The organism is Sphingobacterium sp. PCS056, assembly GCF_023273895.1.
Lineage (GTDB): Bacteria > Bacteroidota > Bacteroidia > Sphingobacteriales > Sphingobacteriaceae > Sphingobacterium.
The window spans coordinates 828,478-845,663 of record NZ_CP096883.1 but is presented as its reverse complement, the minus strand read 5'-3'; the positions used below and the strand labels follow the sequence as shown (position 1 = coordinate 845,663).

General features: G+C 37.6%; 11 protein-coding genes. 6 read left to right on the top strand and 5 right to left on the bottom strand.

Going from position 1 to position 17,186, the window contains the following annotated elements; genetic code table 11:
• Positions 1–3: 3 nt before the first annotated feature.
• Positions 4–1,155, top strand: a complete 1,152-nt coding sequence (gene galK / locus MUB18_RS03560) for a galactokinase (RefSeq protein ID WP_248754978.1) — start codon at positions 4–6, stop codon at positions 1,153–1,155.
• A gap of 80 nt (positions 1,156–1,235) precedes the next feature.
• On the opposite strand, the gene mfd is transcribed toward galK, so the two are convergent.
• Positions 1,236–4,571: a transcription-repair coupling factor gene (mfd, locus tag MUB18_RS03555; RefSeq protein ID WP_045752455.1), complete on the bottom strand. Its 3,336-nt coding sequence runs from the start codon at positions 4,569–4,571 to the stop codon at positions 1,236–1,238.
• Between the two features lie 278 nt (positions 4,572–4,849).
• On the bottom strand, positions 4,850–5,431 hold the full coding sequence (locus tag MUB18_RS03550) for a hypothetical protein (RefSeq protein WP_248754977.1): 582 nt from the start codon (positions 5,429–5,431) through the stop codon (positions 4,850–4,852).
• 530 nt (positions 5,432–5,961) lie between these two features.
• On the opposite strand from MUB18_RS03550, the gene MUB18_RS03545 reads away from it, so the two are divergent.
• The gene (locus tag MUB18_RS03545; protein WP_248754976.1) at positions 5,962–7,698 is read left to right on the top strand and encodes a hypothetical protein; all 1,737 of its coding nucleotides are present in this window, start codon (positions 5,962–5,964) and stop codon (positions 7,696–7,698) included.
• Positions 7,699–7,807: 109 nt separating this feature from the next.
• Here the strand turns inward: MUB18_RS03545 and galE are convergent, their stop codons facing one another.
• Complete coding sequence (galE, locus tag MUB18_RS03540; protein ID WP_045752453.1) at positions 7,808–8,836, bottom strand: UDP-glucose 4-epimerase GalE; 1,029 nt, start codon at positions 8,834–8,836, stop codon at positions 7,808–7,810.
• A 219-nt stretch (positions 8,837–9,055) separates the two neighbouring features.
• Here galE and MUB18_RS03535 point away from each other — a divergent pair, with 219 nt between their 5' ends.
• Positions 9,056–10,300: a 3-deoxy-D-manno-octulosonic acid transferase gene (locus MUB18_RS03535; RefSeq protein ID WP_248754975.1), complete on the top strand. Its 1,245-nt coding sequence runs from the start codon at positions 9,056–9,058 to the stop codon at positions 10,298–10,300.
• A gap of 77 nt (positions 10,301–10,377) precedes the next feature.
• Positions 10,378–11,322, top strand: a complete 945-nt coding sequence (locus MUB18_RS03530; protein WP_248754974.1) for a hypothetical protein — start codon at positions 10,378–10,380, stop codon at positions 11,320–11,322.
• Between the two features lie 15 nt (positions 11,323–11,337).
• Here MUB18_RS03530 and hemW read toward each other — a convergent pair whose 3' ends face one another.
• Together hemW and MUB18_RS03520 are read right to left on the bottom strand one after the other, a co-directional pair.
• On the bottom strand, positions 11,338–12,480 hold the full coding sequence (gene hemW, locus MUB18_RS03525; protein ID WP_248754973.1) for a radical SAM family heme chaperone HemW: 1,143 nt from the start codon (positions 12,478–12,480) through the stop codon (positions 11,338–11,340).
• A 53-nt stretch (positions 12,481–12,533) separates the two neighbouring features.
• Positions 12,534–13,559, bottom strand: coding sequence for a helix-turn-helix transcriptional regulator (locus MUB18_RS03520; protein ID WP_248754972.1), 1,026 nt, complete (start codon positions 13,557–13,559; stop codon positions 12,534–12,536).
• Positions 13,560–14,485: 926 nt separating this feature from the next.
• Between MUB18_RS03520 and MUB18_RS03515 the strand changes: the two genes are divergently transcribed.
• Positions 14,486–15,580, top strand: coding sequence for a slipin family protein (locus MUB18_RS03515; RefSeq protein ID WP_248754971.1), 1,095 nt, complete (start codon positions 14,486–14,488; stop codon positions 15,578–15,580).
• A gap of 170 nt (positions 15,581–15,750) precedes the next feature.
• Positions 15,751–17,172: an RtcB family protein gene (locus MUB18_RS03510; protein ID WP_248754970.1), complete on the top strand. Its 1,422-nt coding sequence runs from the start codon at positions 15,751–15,753 to the stop codon at positions 17,170–17,172.
• Positions 17,173–17,186: the final 14 nt, after the last annotated feature.

The window sequence follows — 17,186 nt, the reverse complement described above, 5'->3', positions numbered from 1 at the left end:
AAAATGATCACAAAAGAATCCATACAAAATAAATTTAAATCTATTTTTCAAGAAGAACCTATTATTGTACGCTCCCCGGGCAGAATTAATATTATTGGTGAACATACCGATTATAATGATGGTTTTGTATTGCCGGCAGCTATTGATAAAGCTGTTTATATTGCTGTTTCGAAAAGGAACGATGATTTGATTTCTTTGTATGCTGAAGATTATAAGGCTACATATGAAGTTGAATTAAATCGCATTGCTCCTTCAGATCTACAATGGCCAAATTATATTCTGGGAGTGGTGGATCAAATCCAGAAGAGGGGGCTGAACGTTGGGGGATTTAATCTTTATATTGATGGTGATGTACCTTTGGGAGCAGGATTATCTTCTTCTGCAGCTGTTGAGTGTGCGACAACATTGGCCTTAAGTGAACTTTTTGAATTGCATATAGAACGTTTGGAAATACCTAAGATCGGTCAATTGGCGGAGCATACTTATGCTGGTGTTAAATGTGGTATCATGGATCAATTTGCTTCTACTTTTGGGAAGAAAGACCATGTTCTGAAACTAGATTGTCGGTCTTTAGCGTATGAATATGTTCCTCTAATTTTAGATGGATATACCATTATTTTGTTGAATACAAATGTGAAGCACGCATTGGGTGATACCGCTTATAATAAACGTGTGGAGCAATGTAAAAAAGCAATTGATTGGATTAAGGAAAAATATCCAGATGTTGTCAATATGCGTGATGTTTCAGTGGCTATGTTGGATGAAATGGTCAAAGGTAAAGATGCCGAGGTCTATACAAAAACAAGATTTGTGGTCGAAGAAAGTGAGCGTGTACATGAGGCTTGTGAACATTTGAAGGCTGGAAATCTGATCGCATTGGGTCAAAATTTATTAGCCTCACACCATGGATTGAGTCAAGAATATGAAGTCAGTTGTGATGAATCAGATTATCTGGTAGATTTTACTAAACAATTTGCTGAGGTATTAGGAGCTCGACAAATGGGAGGTGGTTTTGGTGGATGTACGATTAATATTGTTAAAGATGATTTTGTTGCGCAATTTATTGCTCAAGTATCGCCGCAATATTTCTCAAAATTTGGTAAAGAATTGACTGTTATTCAGGTGAAGACAGATGATGGTACATCGGTTTTGTAAAATCTACTTCGAATAAAAAAAGGTTTCTATGATTAAAATAGAAACCTTTTTTTATGATAAACCTGTTGCTGATTTATATGCTAAACCATTTCTTTTAAAAGTTTTAACGCGTAGCTAATGCTATTGACATTACTCAATGCCAATCGCAGTTGCTTTTTGATTTCTTTTAGATTACTGATTTCGGGATGTTGCTGGACAAATGCCAACACTTTTCCAAATTGGTCGGATTCGAAATAAGCTGACTTTGGATTATTGACAAAATAACCTTTAAGCGTATTTTTCTTATAAGATATCTTCTCAAATCCAATCTGTTTTCCAAACCACTGTAAGCGTAAAGTATTAAATAATTCAAAAACTTCATGTGGTATCGGACCAAATCGATCTTCGAGCGATACTGCAAAATCAGTCAATTGATCCTCATTGTCAAGTTTCGATATTTCAGTGTACAGATTATAGCGTTCACTGATATTCGTCACATATTCATCAGGAATCAATACTTCCATATCGGTGTCGATCTGTGTGAATGAAACATATTTATGGTCTTTATCATCAGCAAATACTTCTGAGAATTCATCTTCTTTTAATTCTTGGATCGCTTCATCAAGAATTTTATGATACATTTCAAAACCAATTTCGGCTATAAAACCTGACTGCTCTCCGCCTAATAAATTACCAGACCCACGGATATCCAAATCTCGCATAGCAACATTAAATCCTGCCCCAAGCTCGGAGAATTCTTCAATAGCAGACAAGCGTTTATACGCTTCGGAAGTTAACGTTGATAAAGGTGGACTTAATAGATAACAGAATGATTTTTTATTCGAGCGCCCCACACGTCCACGCATTTGGTGGAGGTCACTCAAACCAAACATGTGCGCATGGTTGATGATGATGGTGTTTGCATTTGGAATATCTAATCCTGCTTCAATGATGGTCGTGGCAACCAAAACATCAAAATCATGATTGATAAATTTCAACATGACATCTTCCAGATCATCACCTTCAAGTTGCCCATGTGCGATGCCGACACGAGCATTGGGCACTAATTTTTGGATCATAGCGCCGAGCTGTTTAAGATCGGCTACACGGTTATGGATGAAGAATACTTGCCCGCCACGTTCGAGTTCAAAGGATACTGCTTCTTGTATCAATGTTTCATTGAACACATGTAATTCTGTTTGTACAGGTTGACGATTGGGAGGCGGTGTATTGATTAAACTTAGATCTCGGGCTCCCATTAGGGAGAAGTGTAAAGTACGGGGTATAGGCGTTGCCGTTAATGTCAAAGAATCTACATTGGCACGCAATAGTTTTAATTTCTCTTTTACCGAAACACCAAATTTTTGTTCTTCATCGATAATCATTAATCCCAAATCTTTGAATTTGACATCTTTACTTACCAATCTGTGGGTGCCGATGATGATATCAATTTTGCCTTCGGCTAATTTGGCTAAGGTTTCTTTAATTTGTTTTGCTGTTTTGAATCTATTGATATAATCGATGGTGCAAGGAAGATCCTTAAGACGTTCGGTAAAAGTCCGGAAATGTTGATGAGCAAGAATCGTGGTGGGTACCAGAACCGCAACTTGCTTGCTGTCTGCAACAGCTTTAAATGCTGCACGGATAGCAATTTCTGTTTTTCCGAAACCAACATCACCACAGACGAGTCGATCCATCGGATGTGGCGACTCCATATCGCGCTTGACATCTGCGGTCGCTTTTTCTTGATCTGGTGTATCTTCATAGATAAAGGAAGCTTCTAGCTCATTTTGAAGATAACTGTCGGGGCTAAAGGCAGTCCCTGTTTGTGCTTTACGCTTTGCATAGAGCATGATCAAGTCGCGGGCGATATCTTTGACTTTCTTTTTTGTTGTTTTCTTAAGTTTATCCCATACATCTGTTCCCAGTTTATTCATTTTCGGAATCGAACCTTCTTTTCCTGAATATTTGGAAATCCGATTTAATGAGTTGATATTGACATATAGCAGGTCATTGTCGGCATAGCTCAACCGAATCATCTCTTGAGATTTTCCGTTGACTTCGACTTTTTCTAGACCGGCATATTTGCCGACACCATGATCAATGTGGGTGATGTAGTCCCCTGGTTTGAGATCGCGTAAATCTTTTAAGGTGATTGCTTGGCTTTTTTCGTAGCCTTTTTTACGTTTATACTTATAATACCGATCAAAAACTTGATGGTCGGTATAACAGGCTAATTTGACATTGTCGTCTCTAAATCCTTCGCGAAATCCTTTATGAATAGGGATGAAAGAAACCGTTTTGTCCAGGTCTTCTAAAATTTTATAGATTCTTTCGATCTGTTTCGGGGAATCAGAAAAAATTAAATTTTCAATTTTATTTTTTTCGTTTTCTTTGAAATTATGGATCAGTAGATTGAAATCTTTATTGAACGAGGGCTGCGGATGGATATCAAATTTGATCGTTGTATCGGGCTTATAAAAGAACTGTTTTCCGAACTCTACAATTGGAAAATCAAAGAGCAAGGCATTGAAGTTTTTTTCGTCTGAGAATCCATATGCTGGATTTATCCACTCTGAATTATCTTTCTTCTCTTTCTCAGACAAAGCCTTCCAAAATTCAGTTGCCTTTTTATTCCCATCTTTTATGGTATCCAATGTAAATTGGACATCCTTTACCCAGATCACTGCATCTTTGTCAATATACTCTAATAGGGATATATTTTGTGCCGAAAGAAATTTAGCCTGCACATTTGGAACTATGGTAACTTTATGGATTTTTGCTACCGACAATTGGGATTCAATTTCAAATGTTCTGATACTTTCGATGTCATCTCCAAAGAATTCAATACGATAAGGAAGATCATTGGAAAAGGAGAAGATGTCTACAATTCCACCTCTGATGGCGTATTGCCCGGGTTCGTAAACAAAATCTACGCGATCGAAATCATATTCAAATAGAAATTCATTAATAAAATCGATACTGAGTTTTGATTTTTCAGTTATTTCTAAGGTGTTTTTCTCCAGATCACTTCTGTTAATGACTTTCTCAGCTATTGCTTCGGGATAGGTAACCACCATTTTTGGAAGCTCAGAAGCATGATTTAATACATTTAATGTTTCTGCACGTTGCAGAACGTGTGTCGCATCGAGTTGTGTGAAGTCAAATGGTTTACGGTAAGAAGCCGGAAAAAACAAAACTTGTTTATCCAAGAGACTTTCGAGGTCGCTTAAGAAATAGGAAGCATCTTCATGTGTCGGAAGGATAAAAAGATAGGGACGTTCTTGTAAGGTATAACTCGCCACCGCCACAACGGCATCTGATGAACCGATAAGACCTTTTAACTGGACTTTTGGATTTTTAGCTTGTATCGCTTTAGTCAAAGTTTGTGTTAGCTCACTTTGACCGTATTTTTCTATAATTTCTTTAATTCCCACGCGTTCACTAATTTGGAATATTGCGAATTTACTTAAAATGATGGCTTCTTACAAAATTAGCTGCTGCTATATGCTGCGAATCTGAAAAATAAATCAAGTAAACGAGCTCGATGTATCAAATTTTGGCTTCTAGTGCTGTGCTATTTTTGAATCAAATTATGTCATATTCTATAACTTAATGGAGATCTGGGATCGAGCTGTTCTCAATTTGAGGTGATCCCGGATGTTTGATGTTTTGATAGTATGTCGATCCCATCTCGGACTTTGCTGTCTAACTTCTATAAATTTGTATTGACATTTAATACTTTTATATAATCCTTTATTGCTGTATTATTGGCTGTATCAAGAATTTCTTGAAAGTGATCTCTATAATCGAATTGATGATCTTCGTGAATCTTTTCGTATTTAGATACAGCATGTTTTATTCTTCCTGCTAAGTACTTTTGAAGTTTATGGGCTGCAGATTGATAGGATGAACCAAACAGACTGGGGTAACCGAGGATGGCTCTTTCTAAAATATAAATGCGGAATTCTACTTCGCTCAATTTATGCTTTGTAATTTTTTCATGCTCGTTGACCATACCACTTGCCTGTTTGACCAATTTACTAAGTCCAATGAAATTACTCATATTTGGCGTGTTGAATATATGAGATGCTCCTATATCAAAAAGTTGTTGGAGTTGTTTTCTCAAATTTTCGATACGGTCTTCCAAGTCAGACTCATCTTCTAACAATTGGAAATGCAGTTGTTTGATTAACATTTTGTCTTTACTGATCAATCGCAGTAACAACTTATCTTTTTCTTTTAATGGAAGGTTGAGGACAGCCTTTTTTAATTCTGGATCTTGATGAATGGACATGATTTAAAGATAGGGGAAAATTTAGGCTAAAAAAAATCAAAACGGTACCTTCCTTTATTATTTTGGATTTTTGATAGGTGCTCTTTTAGAAAGTATTACTCTTTAAATATCTCTATAATAGGTGATTGTGGTTAAATTGCATTGTTCCGAATCCAATTGCTGATGAAAGTTGATGGGATTAAATTTACGATGATTATATATCTAGAGTCATTATTCAATCAGACTTTAGGATGTCTAAAGATATGGTCTTGTGAAATCGTGATGTGCCATAAAAAAGAGATTTTTTAAGTGTGTTAAATAGTAGAAAATCCGGTCTTATAAAATTCAATTTATGTAATTGTTTTTTCCTAGATTTTGTTTAAAAAAGGTATTGCCATAGGCGAAAAAGCAACGTTTTATACTCAAAAAATCATTCATATATATTCGTTCTGTTTTTAACAATTTTTTAATGAAAGTTCCTGATAAACTACATCTAAAAACTACTATATTTGTCGCTAAACATCTACAAGTTTATTAACCTTTTGCTGATTTTGAAACTGTTTAATTTATTCTTCTTTACGGTGATTCTCTTTCAGACAACTTTTGCTGATTCAATCAGAATGGAAGAGTTGTTTTCAAGTAAGAGTAGAATTGAATATTTGATTAAACAAGAGCGAGATTTTGGAAAAGATACGGTTGCTCTCAAGCATTATTTGAATCCGATCTTATCTTATGCTCAAGTGTACAATGACGCTTCCTTACTCATTGTTTATGATTATATGCTCGCAGATGGGATCGCAAAGGCATATGATGCTCCCAATGATAGAAGCAAAAGTCTCTACCTTTCCGCAATCAAAAGATCAATCCGTAATAAGGATAAAGAGTTAGAGTTTTGGATGAAAGTGAACTATGGATTTTATCTTTATGATTTCCGAGATATTACTGCGGCGTTTCCTATTTTCTTAGAAGCGCGCAATTTTTTACCACAAGTTTCTTTAAATAAATCTCCAAATCCCGAGATTTCAATACGAAATATGGCTTATTTTTTCGGTACTATTGGCGATGCTGAAGCGAGTATGATATACTTAAATCTTGCCCGCAAACATGCACATCCAAAGTCAAATGCGATGAGTAGTATTCTTGATGGATTGGGCATGGCTTATTTGAAGCAAGCGGATACGGTGACAGCATTTCGTTATTTTAAAGAGGTGGAGGCACTATCTAAGGAGACGGGCGATTATGTCCGGCTAGGTAAAGCACTAGGTAACCAGGCGGTCATTTACTGGGGGCGAGGAGACTTGAAGAAGGCTGTTGATTTATTATTGGAGGATATTGTTTATTCGGAGCGGTATGGGAGCAAGCAAAATACCATGTATGCTTATATATTGCTAGCAAAGGTATATATTGATGAAGGGAAATTGACAGAAGCGGAAAATGCCATTAACCGTGCTGCTATGTATGCTTCTACAAAAGTATATCTGAAAAGGTCAGAGAAAGAAATTACAGAGGTACGTTTGGCTATTGCAGTGAAGCGACATGATGATCATCGTGAATTGTTGGCAAGACGGAGATTGATTCAGCTCAACGATAGTTTACAGTTATGGAATAGTGATGAGAAATTACAACAGTTAAAGTGGCTTGCTGACAAGCAAAAGTATATCCATCGGATCGAATTGAGTCGCGAGCAATTTGAGAAAGAATTATTTAAAAAAAGGGCATACAGTATCGTTATTGCTCTGCTGTTGGCTTTATCCATCAGCCTTTATTTTTTGTTTACTAGAAAACTTAAAGTACGAAGAGTGATCTATGAAAGACATGTATTGGGCTTGCAAATGGAAAAGTATCTTTCGGATCAGAAATTAATGGAGGCCAATAATAACTTATCTTCCTTTACCGTTTACCTCAGAGAAAAGAACGAATATATTGCTAATCTAAAGGAGGAGATCGAACGGGTGAATCAAACCTCTTTTTCTGCTATTGAGCATGAAAGGGGGCAGTTACAGGCGTTATTGGAATCACATTTAATGACTGAAGATAAGTGGAACTTATTTAAGGAAGCTTTTATTAAAGAATACCCTCATTTTTATAATGATCTGTTAAGTCAATATCCTGAACTGACGGAGTCAAATTTAAGATTTATTTTTTTAGGCAAGCTGGGTTTAAAAAATACGGAGATTTCGAATATATTGGGTGTGACCGAAGATGCTGTCAAAAAGGCTAAACAAAGATTGAAAAAGAAAATCGGGGAAGAACGATATACGATGCTGTCTACAAATTTGAAATTATAATTTGCGATTTTTTCACGACAACTAAAGGTCTGTTTCTTAGGGCTAGATGCTTACTTTAATCTATTGAATAAATAAGAGCTAACTTTCATGTTAGCTCTTATTTATTCGATTAAACGATCGGGTTTTCCTTGAGGTATTTTTCCCATTTCCAAGCACTGTCCATCATCTCAAAAATGCCTAACTGTGCTGTCCAATGTAATTCATTGGTTGATTTGGTGGCATCACCATATACTTTTACGATATCTCCTTCACGGCGCGGACCAACTTCGTAGTTTAGTTTTTGTCCTGAAGCTTCTTCAAAAGCTTTTATTGCTTCTAACACGGAATATCCTTTACCTGTTCCCACGTTAAAAACGTCATATTTTCCTTTTGGATTACCTTTTTCTAATAATTTAATTGCAGCAACGTGTGCTTTCGCCAAGTCAACAACGTGAATAAAGTCGCGTACACAGAAACCATCTTTAGTATCAAAGTCATTTCCAAATACGGTTAATTTTTCACGCTTACCGATGGCGGTTTGCGTAATGAAAGGAAGTAGGTTTTGTGGAACTCCTAGGGGCAATTCTCCAATTAATGCAGATTCGTGTGCTCCAACTGGATTGAAGTAGCGTAACGCAATAATATTAAAATTGTCATAGGCATGGGCTGTTTCTTCCAAAATTTCTTCTGCAATTTGTTTGGTATTGCCGTAGGGTGAGGCTGCTTTTTTGATTGGAGCTGCTTCATCAACAGGAAGGTAATCGGGTTCACCATATACTGTACAACTTGAAGAAAATACAAAGTTGACTGTTTTTTGACGGTATGCCTCTAATATGTTGATCAGAGAAAAGAAGTTATTGCGGTAATATTTTAAAGGATTTTGAACGGATTCTCCGACAGCTTTTGATGCCGCAAAGTGGATAATACCGCTGATGTCTGTATTATTCTTAACAAATTCTAAGACTTTTGCCTCATCACATAGGTCAAATTGGTGAAATTCAGGTTTTACGCCGATTATTTTTTCAATTTGGTCTAACATTTTGATGCTAGAATTAGATAAGTTGTCAATGATAACCGGTGTATATCCTGCGTTATGCAATTCAACAACTGTATGCGAACCAATATATCCTGTTCCGCCTGTTACAAGTATTTTGCTCATTGTTTATAATTATAATATGTAAAGTCTTTATGTTCTTATTTTTTGATTGGCAAAGATTGATGGTCGATAATCCTGTCTAATATGATCACACAGGGTGAAAGTCAAGAGATCTTGCAGCTCCGGTATTAAAATTGGGTTGCGTATCTTATTTTCCACTTATTTTCAACAATTAGAAAAGGGTTTAATATCTTTGACGAATATAAGTATTATTTTACGAACATGCGTCTTCTTTATTCTTTAGGAATCCATCTTTATGGGCTTTTATTACGCTTAATAGCGCCTTTTCATCCCAAGGCTAAGCTTTGGGTAGATGGTCGTAAGGATTGGTATGCGCGCATAAATCAAACGGTTGAAACGGGTCAAAATCACATCTGGTTTCACTTTGCCTCCCTAGGGGAATTTGAACAGGGGCGGGCCGTTTTGGAAGGTATAAAAAAAGATTATCCATTAAAAAAAATTGTGATTACTTTTTATTCTCCCTCAGGTTATGAGGTTAGAAAGAATACCAATTTAGCCGATTATGTTTTTTATCTCCCTGAGGATACAGCAAAAAATGCCAAGCAGTTTATAGATCTCATTCATCCAGAATTTGTGGTTTTTACAAAATATGAATATTGGCATTATTATTTTTCTGAACTGAAAAATAGAGATATTCCGCTATTCATGATTTCTGCCATATTCAGACCGAATCAAATTTTCTTTCAACCTTATGGTGGTTTTTTTAGAGAAATCCTCCTGTCGGTCACTTATTTTTTCATGCAAAATGAAGAAAGTGTCCATCTATTAAAAGAGCATGGATTTCGAAATGTTGGGCTTACGGGTGATACGAGATTTGATCGTGTGGTGGAATTGCCCAAGCAGCAGAAAAGTGTGATGGAGGTCGGTCAATTTGTTGGTGAATCTCCTGTTTTGGTGGCAGGAAGTACATGGCTGGAGGATGAAAAGCTTTTAAAGGACCTCATGCTGCAGTTTCCTGACTGGAAATTGATCTTAGCTCCGCATGAAATCCATGAAGCGCATATCGACGCTATTTTATTATTATTTCCCGATGCACTTAGATTCTCAAATTTTGCGCAGCATACTTGTCAAAAAGTCGCGAATGCGCGCGTGTTGATCATTGATAATATAGGCATGCTCTCTTCTTTGTATGGCTATGGAAGTATCAGCTATATTGGTGGCGGATTTGGGGTGGGGATTCATAATACATTGGAAGCGGCGACGTATGGTATACCGGTTATATTTGGTCCAAAATATCATAAGTTTCAGGAAGCTAAGGATTTGATCGAGCAGGGAGCTGGTTTTTCTATTCAAGATGCTGATAAACTCCATTTGATCTTTACTTGTTTACAGGATCAGACTAAGCGCGACTATGCTGGTCAACAGGCAAAATGTTATGTTCAACAGCATGCTGGTGCGACGGCAATTATTCTGAAATATTTGAGAACCAAAAAGTTGCTTATATGAGGGGGCTGAAAATTTTCGTTACGCTCATTTTGTCTTGCTGCTTTTTATTTTCTAAAGGGCAAGATAAATTGTACTATATGATGACTGCGGACAGTAGTCTTGTAGGGGTGCGCAATGAAAAGGGGACAATTATTATTCCTCCAATCCACCATGTATATCATGATTTTGATTTAAATGTACCGATCGATGATCCCTTTATCGAATTTATCGGGGTTCTTGGAGTTGAAGAAGATGCAGATAATCCAGCTTTTGCGGTTTCGACGGTATATGACAGAAAAGGCAATATATTGTATTACCCTCAATTTTTTGATAATGGATCTGACTATTGGTCTGAAGGTCTGAGACGTTATGTGGAGAAGGGGAAAATTGGTTTTGTCAATTTTTTAGGGGATAAGATTTCTCCTGCAGATTGGGGTTTTGCACTGCCGTTTAATTACGGTTACGCTACTGTATATGCCGGTAAGATGAAAAAACAATATGATGCCGGTGGTGAACATTGGTTTGTAGTACCTGCTGAGGAAGGTGTAAATGAATCCCTCATCAATAAGCATGGTGTACGGGTAGAGCCGTTACAGATACGACAGGATCCTAAAGACTATTTTTATAATGGCGCGTACTATCCCAATCCGTTTCAATATAATAACGACGAATTGCTGATTTTAAAGAAGTTGGACCAATTTGAAAAAGCAATTACATTTTTGTTTAAACTTAGTTCTTCTCCATATGAATATAAGCCTTTGCAGCTGGAAATAGTTGAAAAACCAAATCGATATTTTCCTTATTACGTGATAGGTGCATATGAGGAACAACGTCGATTGGATGATTACGATATTCTTTTTGATGAAAAATCGGATGATTTTTATATCAGCCAATGGGATTCTAGAAGGGAGCTTGTTCCGTTGAATGAAGGTTTGATTTCAAGTATTGGAGAAAATCTACAGCGCAGAAAGGACGATATCAAGCTAGAGACTCGAAAATTAGCAGAACAGGAGCTGTTGAAGTTACAAACCAATGGCAAGTAACTGCTCATAATTTTGTTATTCATATTGGGAATTTTCATCAATAATAAATAGCTCAGACATAATGTGATCGGCCATTAGTTTGCCCGTGTCGCTAAGGGTAAGCCGGTTGTCCACTTGAGTTAATTGCTTATTATAAATGAATGCTTCGGAGTTTATCAATAGTTGTTTTTTGACCTCTGCTCCAAATTTGTCTTCCACTAAGGCAAGATTGATACCCCACATGGTGCGCAGTGAGGTCATGGTGTATTCGTTAATGCGATCAAGTAAAGATAATTGTTCAGTTTCTAACGGTAGCTTATCTTGTGCCATATCTTGGATGTATTTGGCATTGTTCGCGATATTCCATGAGCGTGATGTACCATTGAATGAATGTGCAGATGGACCAATACCTAAGTAATGTTTTCCTTTCCAGTAGTTGGTATTATGCTTGGCATACATACCATCTTTAGCAAAATTGGATATTTCATATTGCTCAAATCCTGCTGTTTTCAACTGGTCGATCAGCATCAGCATTTGATCGGCAGCTTGATCACTATCTATGGCCGGCGCTTTTCCTGTTTTGATCATATGATCAAGTGCTGTTTTCTTTTCTACGGTCATCGAGTAGGATGAGATGTGCGGAATCTGAAAATCCAATAGCTTCTGCATGTTGGTTTTCCACTTTTCGTCGGTTAATAATGGAAATCCATAGATCAGATCGCAGGTGATGTTTTCAAATCCGGCATCTTGTACGCGCATAATACAAGATTCGGCTTCTTTTTGGTTATGCGCTCTGTTCATCCATCTTAGATCTTCTTCAAAAAAGGATTGAATACCGATACTAAAGCGGTTAATTTCTGTTTGACGCAATTTCGCTACTTTTTCACGGTTGAGATCATCAGGGTTAGCCTCTAAAGTAATCTCTACTTGCGAGTCGATCTCAAAATGTTTTGATACTTTATCGATCAGCCTAGCGATATCTTCGGGTTCTAATATAGAGGGGGTACCACCACCAAAATAAATGGACTGGATGTTTTTATCTTCCAGATAATCGGCTCTAAGTTCGACTTCCTTGTATAGCATGTTGAGCATTTCATTTTTGTACTTCAGTGAGGTGCTAAAATGAAAGTCGCAGTAATGACAGGCTTGCTTACAGAATGGAATGTGAAAGTAGATCATGGGTCTGTTTTATTTGAAGGCAAAGGTAAAGGAAAATCCAGAGTTAAATGGATTTATTCTGTTTCTTTGCTGTACTGCTGTAGATTTTTACTGATTCTCTTTTTTATTCGGTCGCGTAGATTTCTTGGGGCAATGACTTCTATATTTTCTCCAAATCCCAAAATTTCTCTTTCCAGCTCAAAGTTTAAGACGACATCAAGACGAATCATGATACTGCCATCATCATGTTTGTTGATGATCTGCTGAGAGCTATGTAATGGCTTGGTCTCTACATAGGGGGCATTGAAGCTGTCAATTTTTAAGATTACTTTTTGTCCACGGTCTTTTTGACTTTTTGTAACCCCAATGGTGTCGGCAAAGTAGCGATCGAAATCGATGCCTTCGTAAGGTATAAAACCATGTTTTGCCATTTCATCAATATCAACTATACGGTCCAGAGCAAGCGTAATTAAGAGATTTCCTTTCTTAGGTTTGCAGATTAAGAACCAACGATTGCGGTATTCTTTTAGCAGATATGGGTAGTATACGTCTTGTATAGGAGCGAGTGACTTAAAGGATTTGTAGGTGATGAGTAAAGGAATTTCTTCGAGTATAGCGTGATGAAGTATGCTGATCCAGTTTAAACCCTTTAAGAGTTTGTTACTTTCCATTTGTACGACAGGCTTTTGAGCTCCTTCCGATTGAATGAGGCTATTTTCTAAACGTAAGATCATATCACTCATTTCGTCAAAATAAGAGAAACCATTGAGATGCTTGAGTAAGTCTACGGCTTCTTTCATCTTCTTCATATCTAAGGAGGTGATGGGTGAATTGCTGATGCTGTATGTAGGATCACTATAGCTGTAAAATTTTCGATCTGTCACAATAATCGGGGCATTGTATCCTAACTTATTACTCCGCATGACTTGTATATCTCCTTGAATCGTTCTTTTGCTGATGCCATTATGGATACCCTCAAGCTCATAAAGGGAATTGGAGACTTTTTCTATAAGATCTTCTAAGGTCCATTTGCGATGACGTTGACATAAGCAGTTGTCAATGGTTTTGTAGCGAATTAATGCAAGTTTATTGGTGGACATGCTGTTTTTGATATTATGGTATGAAGTTAAAGATACAGAATTCAAATTTGCTGCGCAATGTATTTGCGTATAAAGTGTTTTTGATCTGGTTTATTTAATTTTTATTAAATTAATGTAATTGATTATCAGTTTGGTATGTTGCTTTTGATTGATTTTTTTAAATTCTTTTTTACTGCGCAGACAGATTGCGTGGTGGGGCTTGCATATTTGTAATGTCGATCAAGACAAATAGTTCTTTGAATAAATAAGCGATTAGCTTTTTAAGATATATACCTGAAAGGGTATATGGCGTAGTGCATGATTTAAGAGTCCTGGTCTCCTGTTTCTGTATAGCAGGGTAGTATTGCTTCAGTTGAAAGTAATATGCTGACTTTAAGAAAATCACTATTGTCAAATGTTGGGGTCGTAGGTTCGAATCCTACCTCCGTCCTGGACGGAGTAACTCAGGGGTAGAGTACAGCAAAATGGTGGGTTCGAGTCCCACGCACATCTCAAAAGTGTGTCCATCGGTTGGAGGAACGAAAGTTCCATGTTCAAGTTTAGACTTTCTTTAAAAAAGTCTCCACTTCGAAAGCGCTTCGTCTCTCGTTTGGTCTTTTCTTTTTATTAAAGATGAGACAATTGAATGGGGCCTTTGTAGTATAAAGTAGGTGCTAAAAGCAACGATAGGGTTGAGGATATTGCAATCCTTAAATGAATACACGAATGGGGTGTATATTCTTTAAGGATGAGGTGTCATCATTTTATTTTTCTTTTAGACCCCTTTTATATTCCGGTCATATTCAATAAACAGGAATCGAAGCGTTTATAAATAATAGGATCATCTTTTTGATCGCGGAAAAATGTATTTAGAACAATAGTATATTCTGATCAAGCGCAGTGTTTTGTACTGGGTTTGGAAGAGTAGAATAAAAAATTAAAATAAGATGAAAAGAGTAACTATAGATATCAATCAATTGGGATTAGTTGTTAAAAACAATCGGTATACCCGCGTATTGCCTGCTGGAAAATACTGGGTAGGTTTTGGTGAAAAACTAGAATTATATGATTTGTCGAAGCCTTTTCCAGGAAGCTTGGATGTTGATGTATTGATGCAGCTTACCGGTTTTTCGGACCATGTAGCATTGGTGGAAGTTGCCGATCATGAGATCTGTCTAGTTTTTGTGAATAACAACTATAAGCAGGTACTAGCAGCAGGCAGACATTTTTTCTGGAAGGGGTTATTAACTTATCATTTCCAAAAGGAGGATATCACGGATATAGAAATAAGTGAGGGAGTGCACAAACAATTGTTGGAGAAGCAGACGCTGGCTTACTATATACGACAGTTTAAGTTAGAGCCTTCGGAGAGAGGGCTGCTATTTCTTGATGGAGTTTTTTCAAAGATATTGAATGCGGGTACCTACTACTGGTGGAAAAATGCGACATCAATCAGTATTTCAAAAGTGGATACACGATTGACGACTATGGATATTGCTGGTCAAGAAATCTTGACTAAAGATAAGGCGCAGATTAGGATTAATTTTTCGATACAGTACCAAGTTGTGGATGTGCTAAAAGCAATGCTTGAAAATAAAGATTTTGAGAAGCAGTTGTATATGTTGATGCAATTAGCGTTGCGTTCTTACATAGGTCGAATGACTTTGGATGAGCTGATGGATAATAAGTCTGCCATCAATGCACATGTGCTGGAGGATACTGCCTCGCAGATTGAATTACTGGGGGTAAAGGTGTTTCATGCCGGTGTTAAAGACATCATCTTGCCAGGAGATATCCGGGAGATTATGAATCAGGTGCTGGTCGCGGAGAAAAAAGCTCAGGCAAATATCATCACGCGGCGTGAAGAAACGGCTTCTACAAGAAGCTTGTTGAATACGGCTAAATTGATGGAGGATAATGCGATGTTGTTTAAATTGAAAGAGATGGAATATGTGGAGAAGATAGCTGAAAAAATAAACAATATATCGGTTTCTGGTAATGGTCAGATCGTGGATCAGCTGAAGCAGTTGTTCGTGAAATAATACATCTACCGCTTTACCTTAAAACTGAATCGGTAGATAGACATAAAGAGGCGCAAGGGATAGCGATAAAGAGGTGCTGTTCCTTGCTTAAGGAAAAATAATAACCGATGTAAAGATAGATCAAATCTGTAAGATGGGGTTTAAGCGGAGCATCATTGATGAATAGTATCATGGAAAATAAAAGAATAAATGGCAATGATTTAATTGCTTTGGGATATGAAGAGAATTTTGCTTTAGGGGAAGCGTTGAAAATTAATAAAAAGAGATTGGGGTTTACCCGAGAGGAGATGTTGTTGAAGTTTGCGGAAGTACTGGCTGCTCCAGAAATGTATATGGAGGATGAAGTATTTAAACCGCTGGCGCAAGCTCTTTTAAATGTTGATGAAGTGGCTAAAGCTACGATTTCTTTAAAAGAGGGGAAGCAAGACTACAGCATCTATGGTGAGTCTCAGATTGAAGAGGGCGCATTGCGCCAAATGGATCTGGCGATGAAACTTCCTGTTGCAGTGGCGGGGGCATTAATGCCGGATGCGCACCAAGGATATGGTTTGCCAATCGGTGGGGTATTGGCGACTCATCATGCGGTCATTCCTTATGGTGTGGGTGTTGATATCGGTTGTCGAATGGCACTGTCTATTTTTGATGTCCCCGAAGAGCATCTGTATGCGCATCATGATTTTTATAAGAAGGTGATTATGGATCATACCAAATTTGGTGCTGGACATGGTTACTTGAAACATGAACGTGCCGATCATGCTGTGCTAGCGAGTAAGGCTTTTGAAACGAATGATTTTATTCGCCAATTAAAGGATAAGGCCTGGACACAATTAGGTTCTTCTGGTGGAGGAAATCACTTTGTTGAATTTGGGGTGATGGAGTTTAAGGAGGCAGATGCGGAGCTTGGTATGGAGAAAGGACGATATGTTGCTTTATTGACTCATTCGGGATCTAGGGGATTGGGCGCCACTATTGCCGATCATTATACTAAACTAGCTAAAAAGCTTTGTCCTTTGCCTTACGAGGCTCAAAATTTGGCTTATATGGGACTTGATACAGCGGAAGGTCAAGAATATTGGTTAGCGATGAACCTTGCGGGGGACTATGCTTCGGCGTGTCATGAAGTCATTCACGAGAAAATCAGTAAGGCTTTAGGTGCTGAACGATTGGCGATGGTTGAAAATCATCATAATTTTGCATGGAAAGAGTTGTGGAAAGGGGAGGAGGTCATCGTACATCGTAAAGGAGCAACTCCTGCAGGTAAAGGGGTGCTGGGTATCATTCCTGGATCGATGGCAACTCCTGGTTTCTTAGTCCGAGGAAAAGGTATGGAAGAGGCTATTCAATCGGCTTCACATGGCGCGGGTCGATTGATGAGCCGCACGAAAGCTATAAAAACGATAGCACGTAAAGATTTGAAATCCATGTTGTCGGATCATCGCATCACATTGATCGGTGCTGGACTGGATGAGGCCCCAATGGCTTATAAAAATATTCACGAGGTGATGGCTGCGCAAGAAGATCTGGTGGATATTGTCGCTAGTTTCTCTCCCAAAATTGTGCGTATGGCTGATGATGGAAGCCGCGAGGATTGATGTTAAAGCAAAGA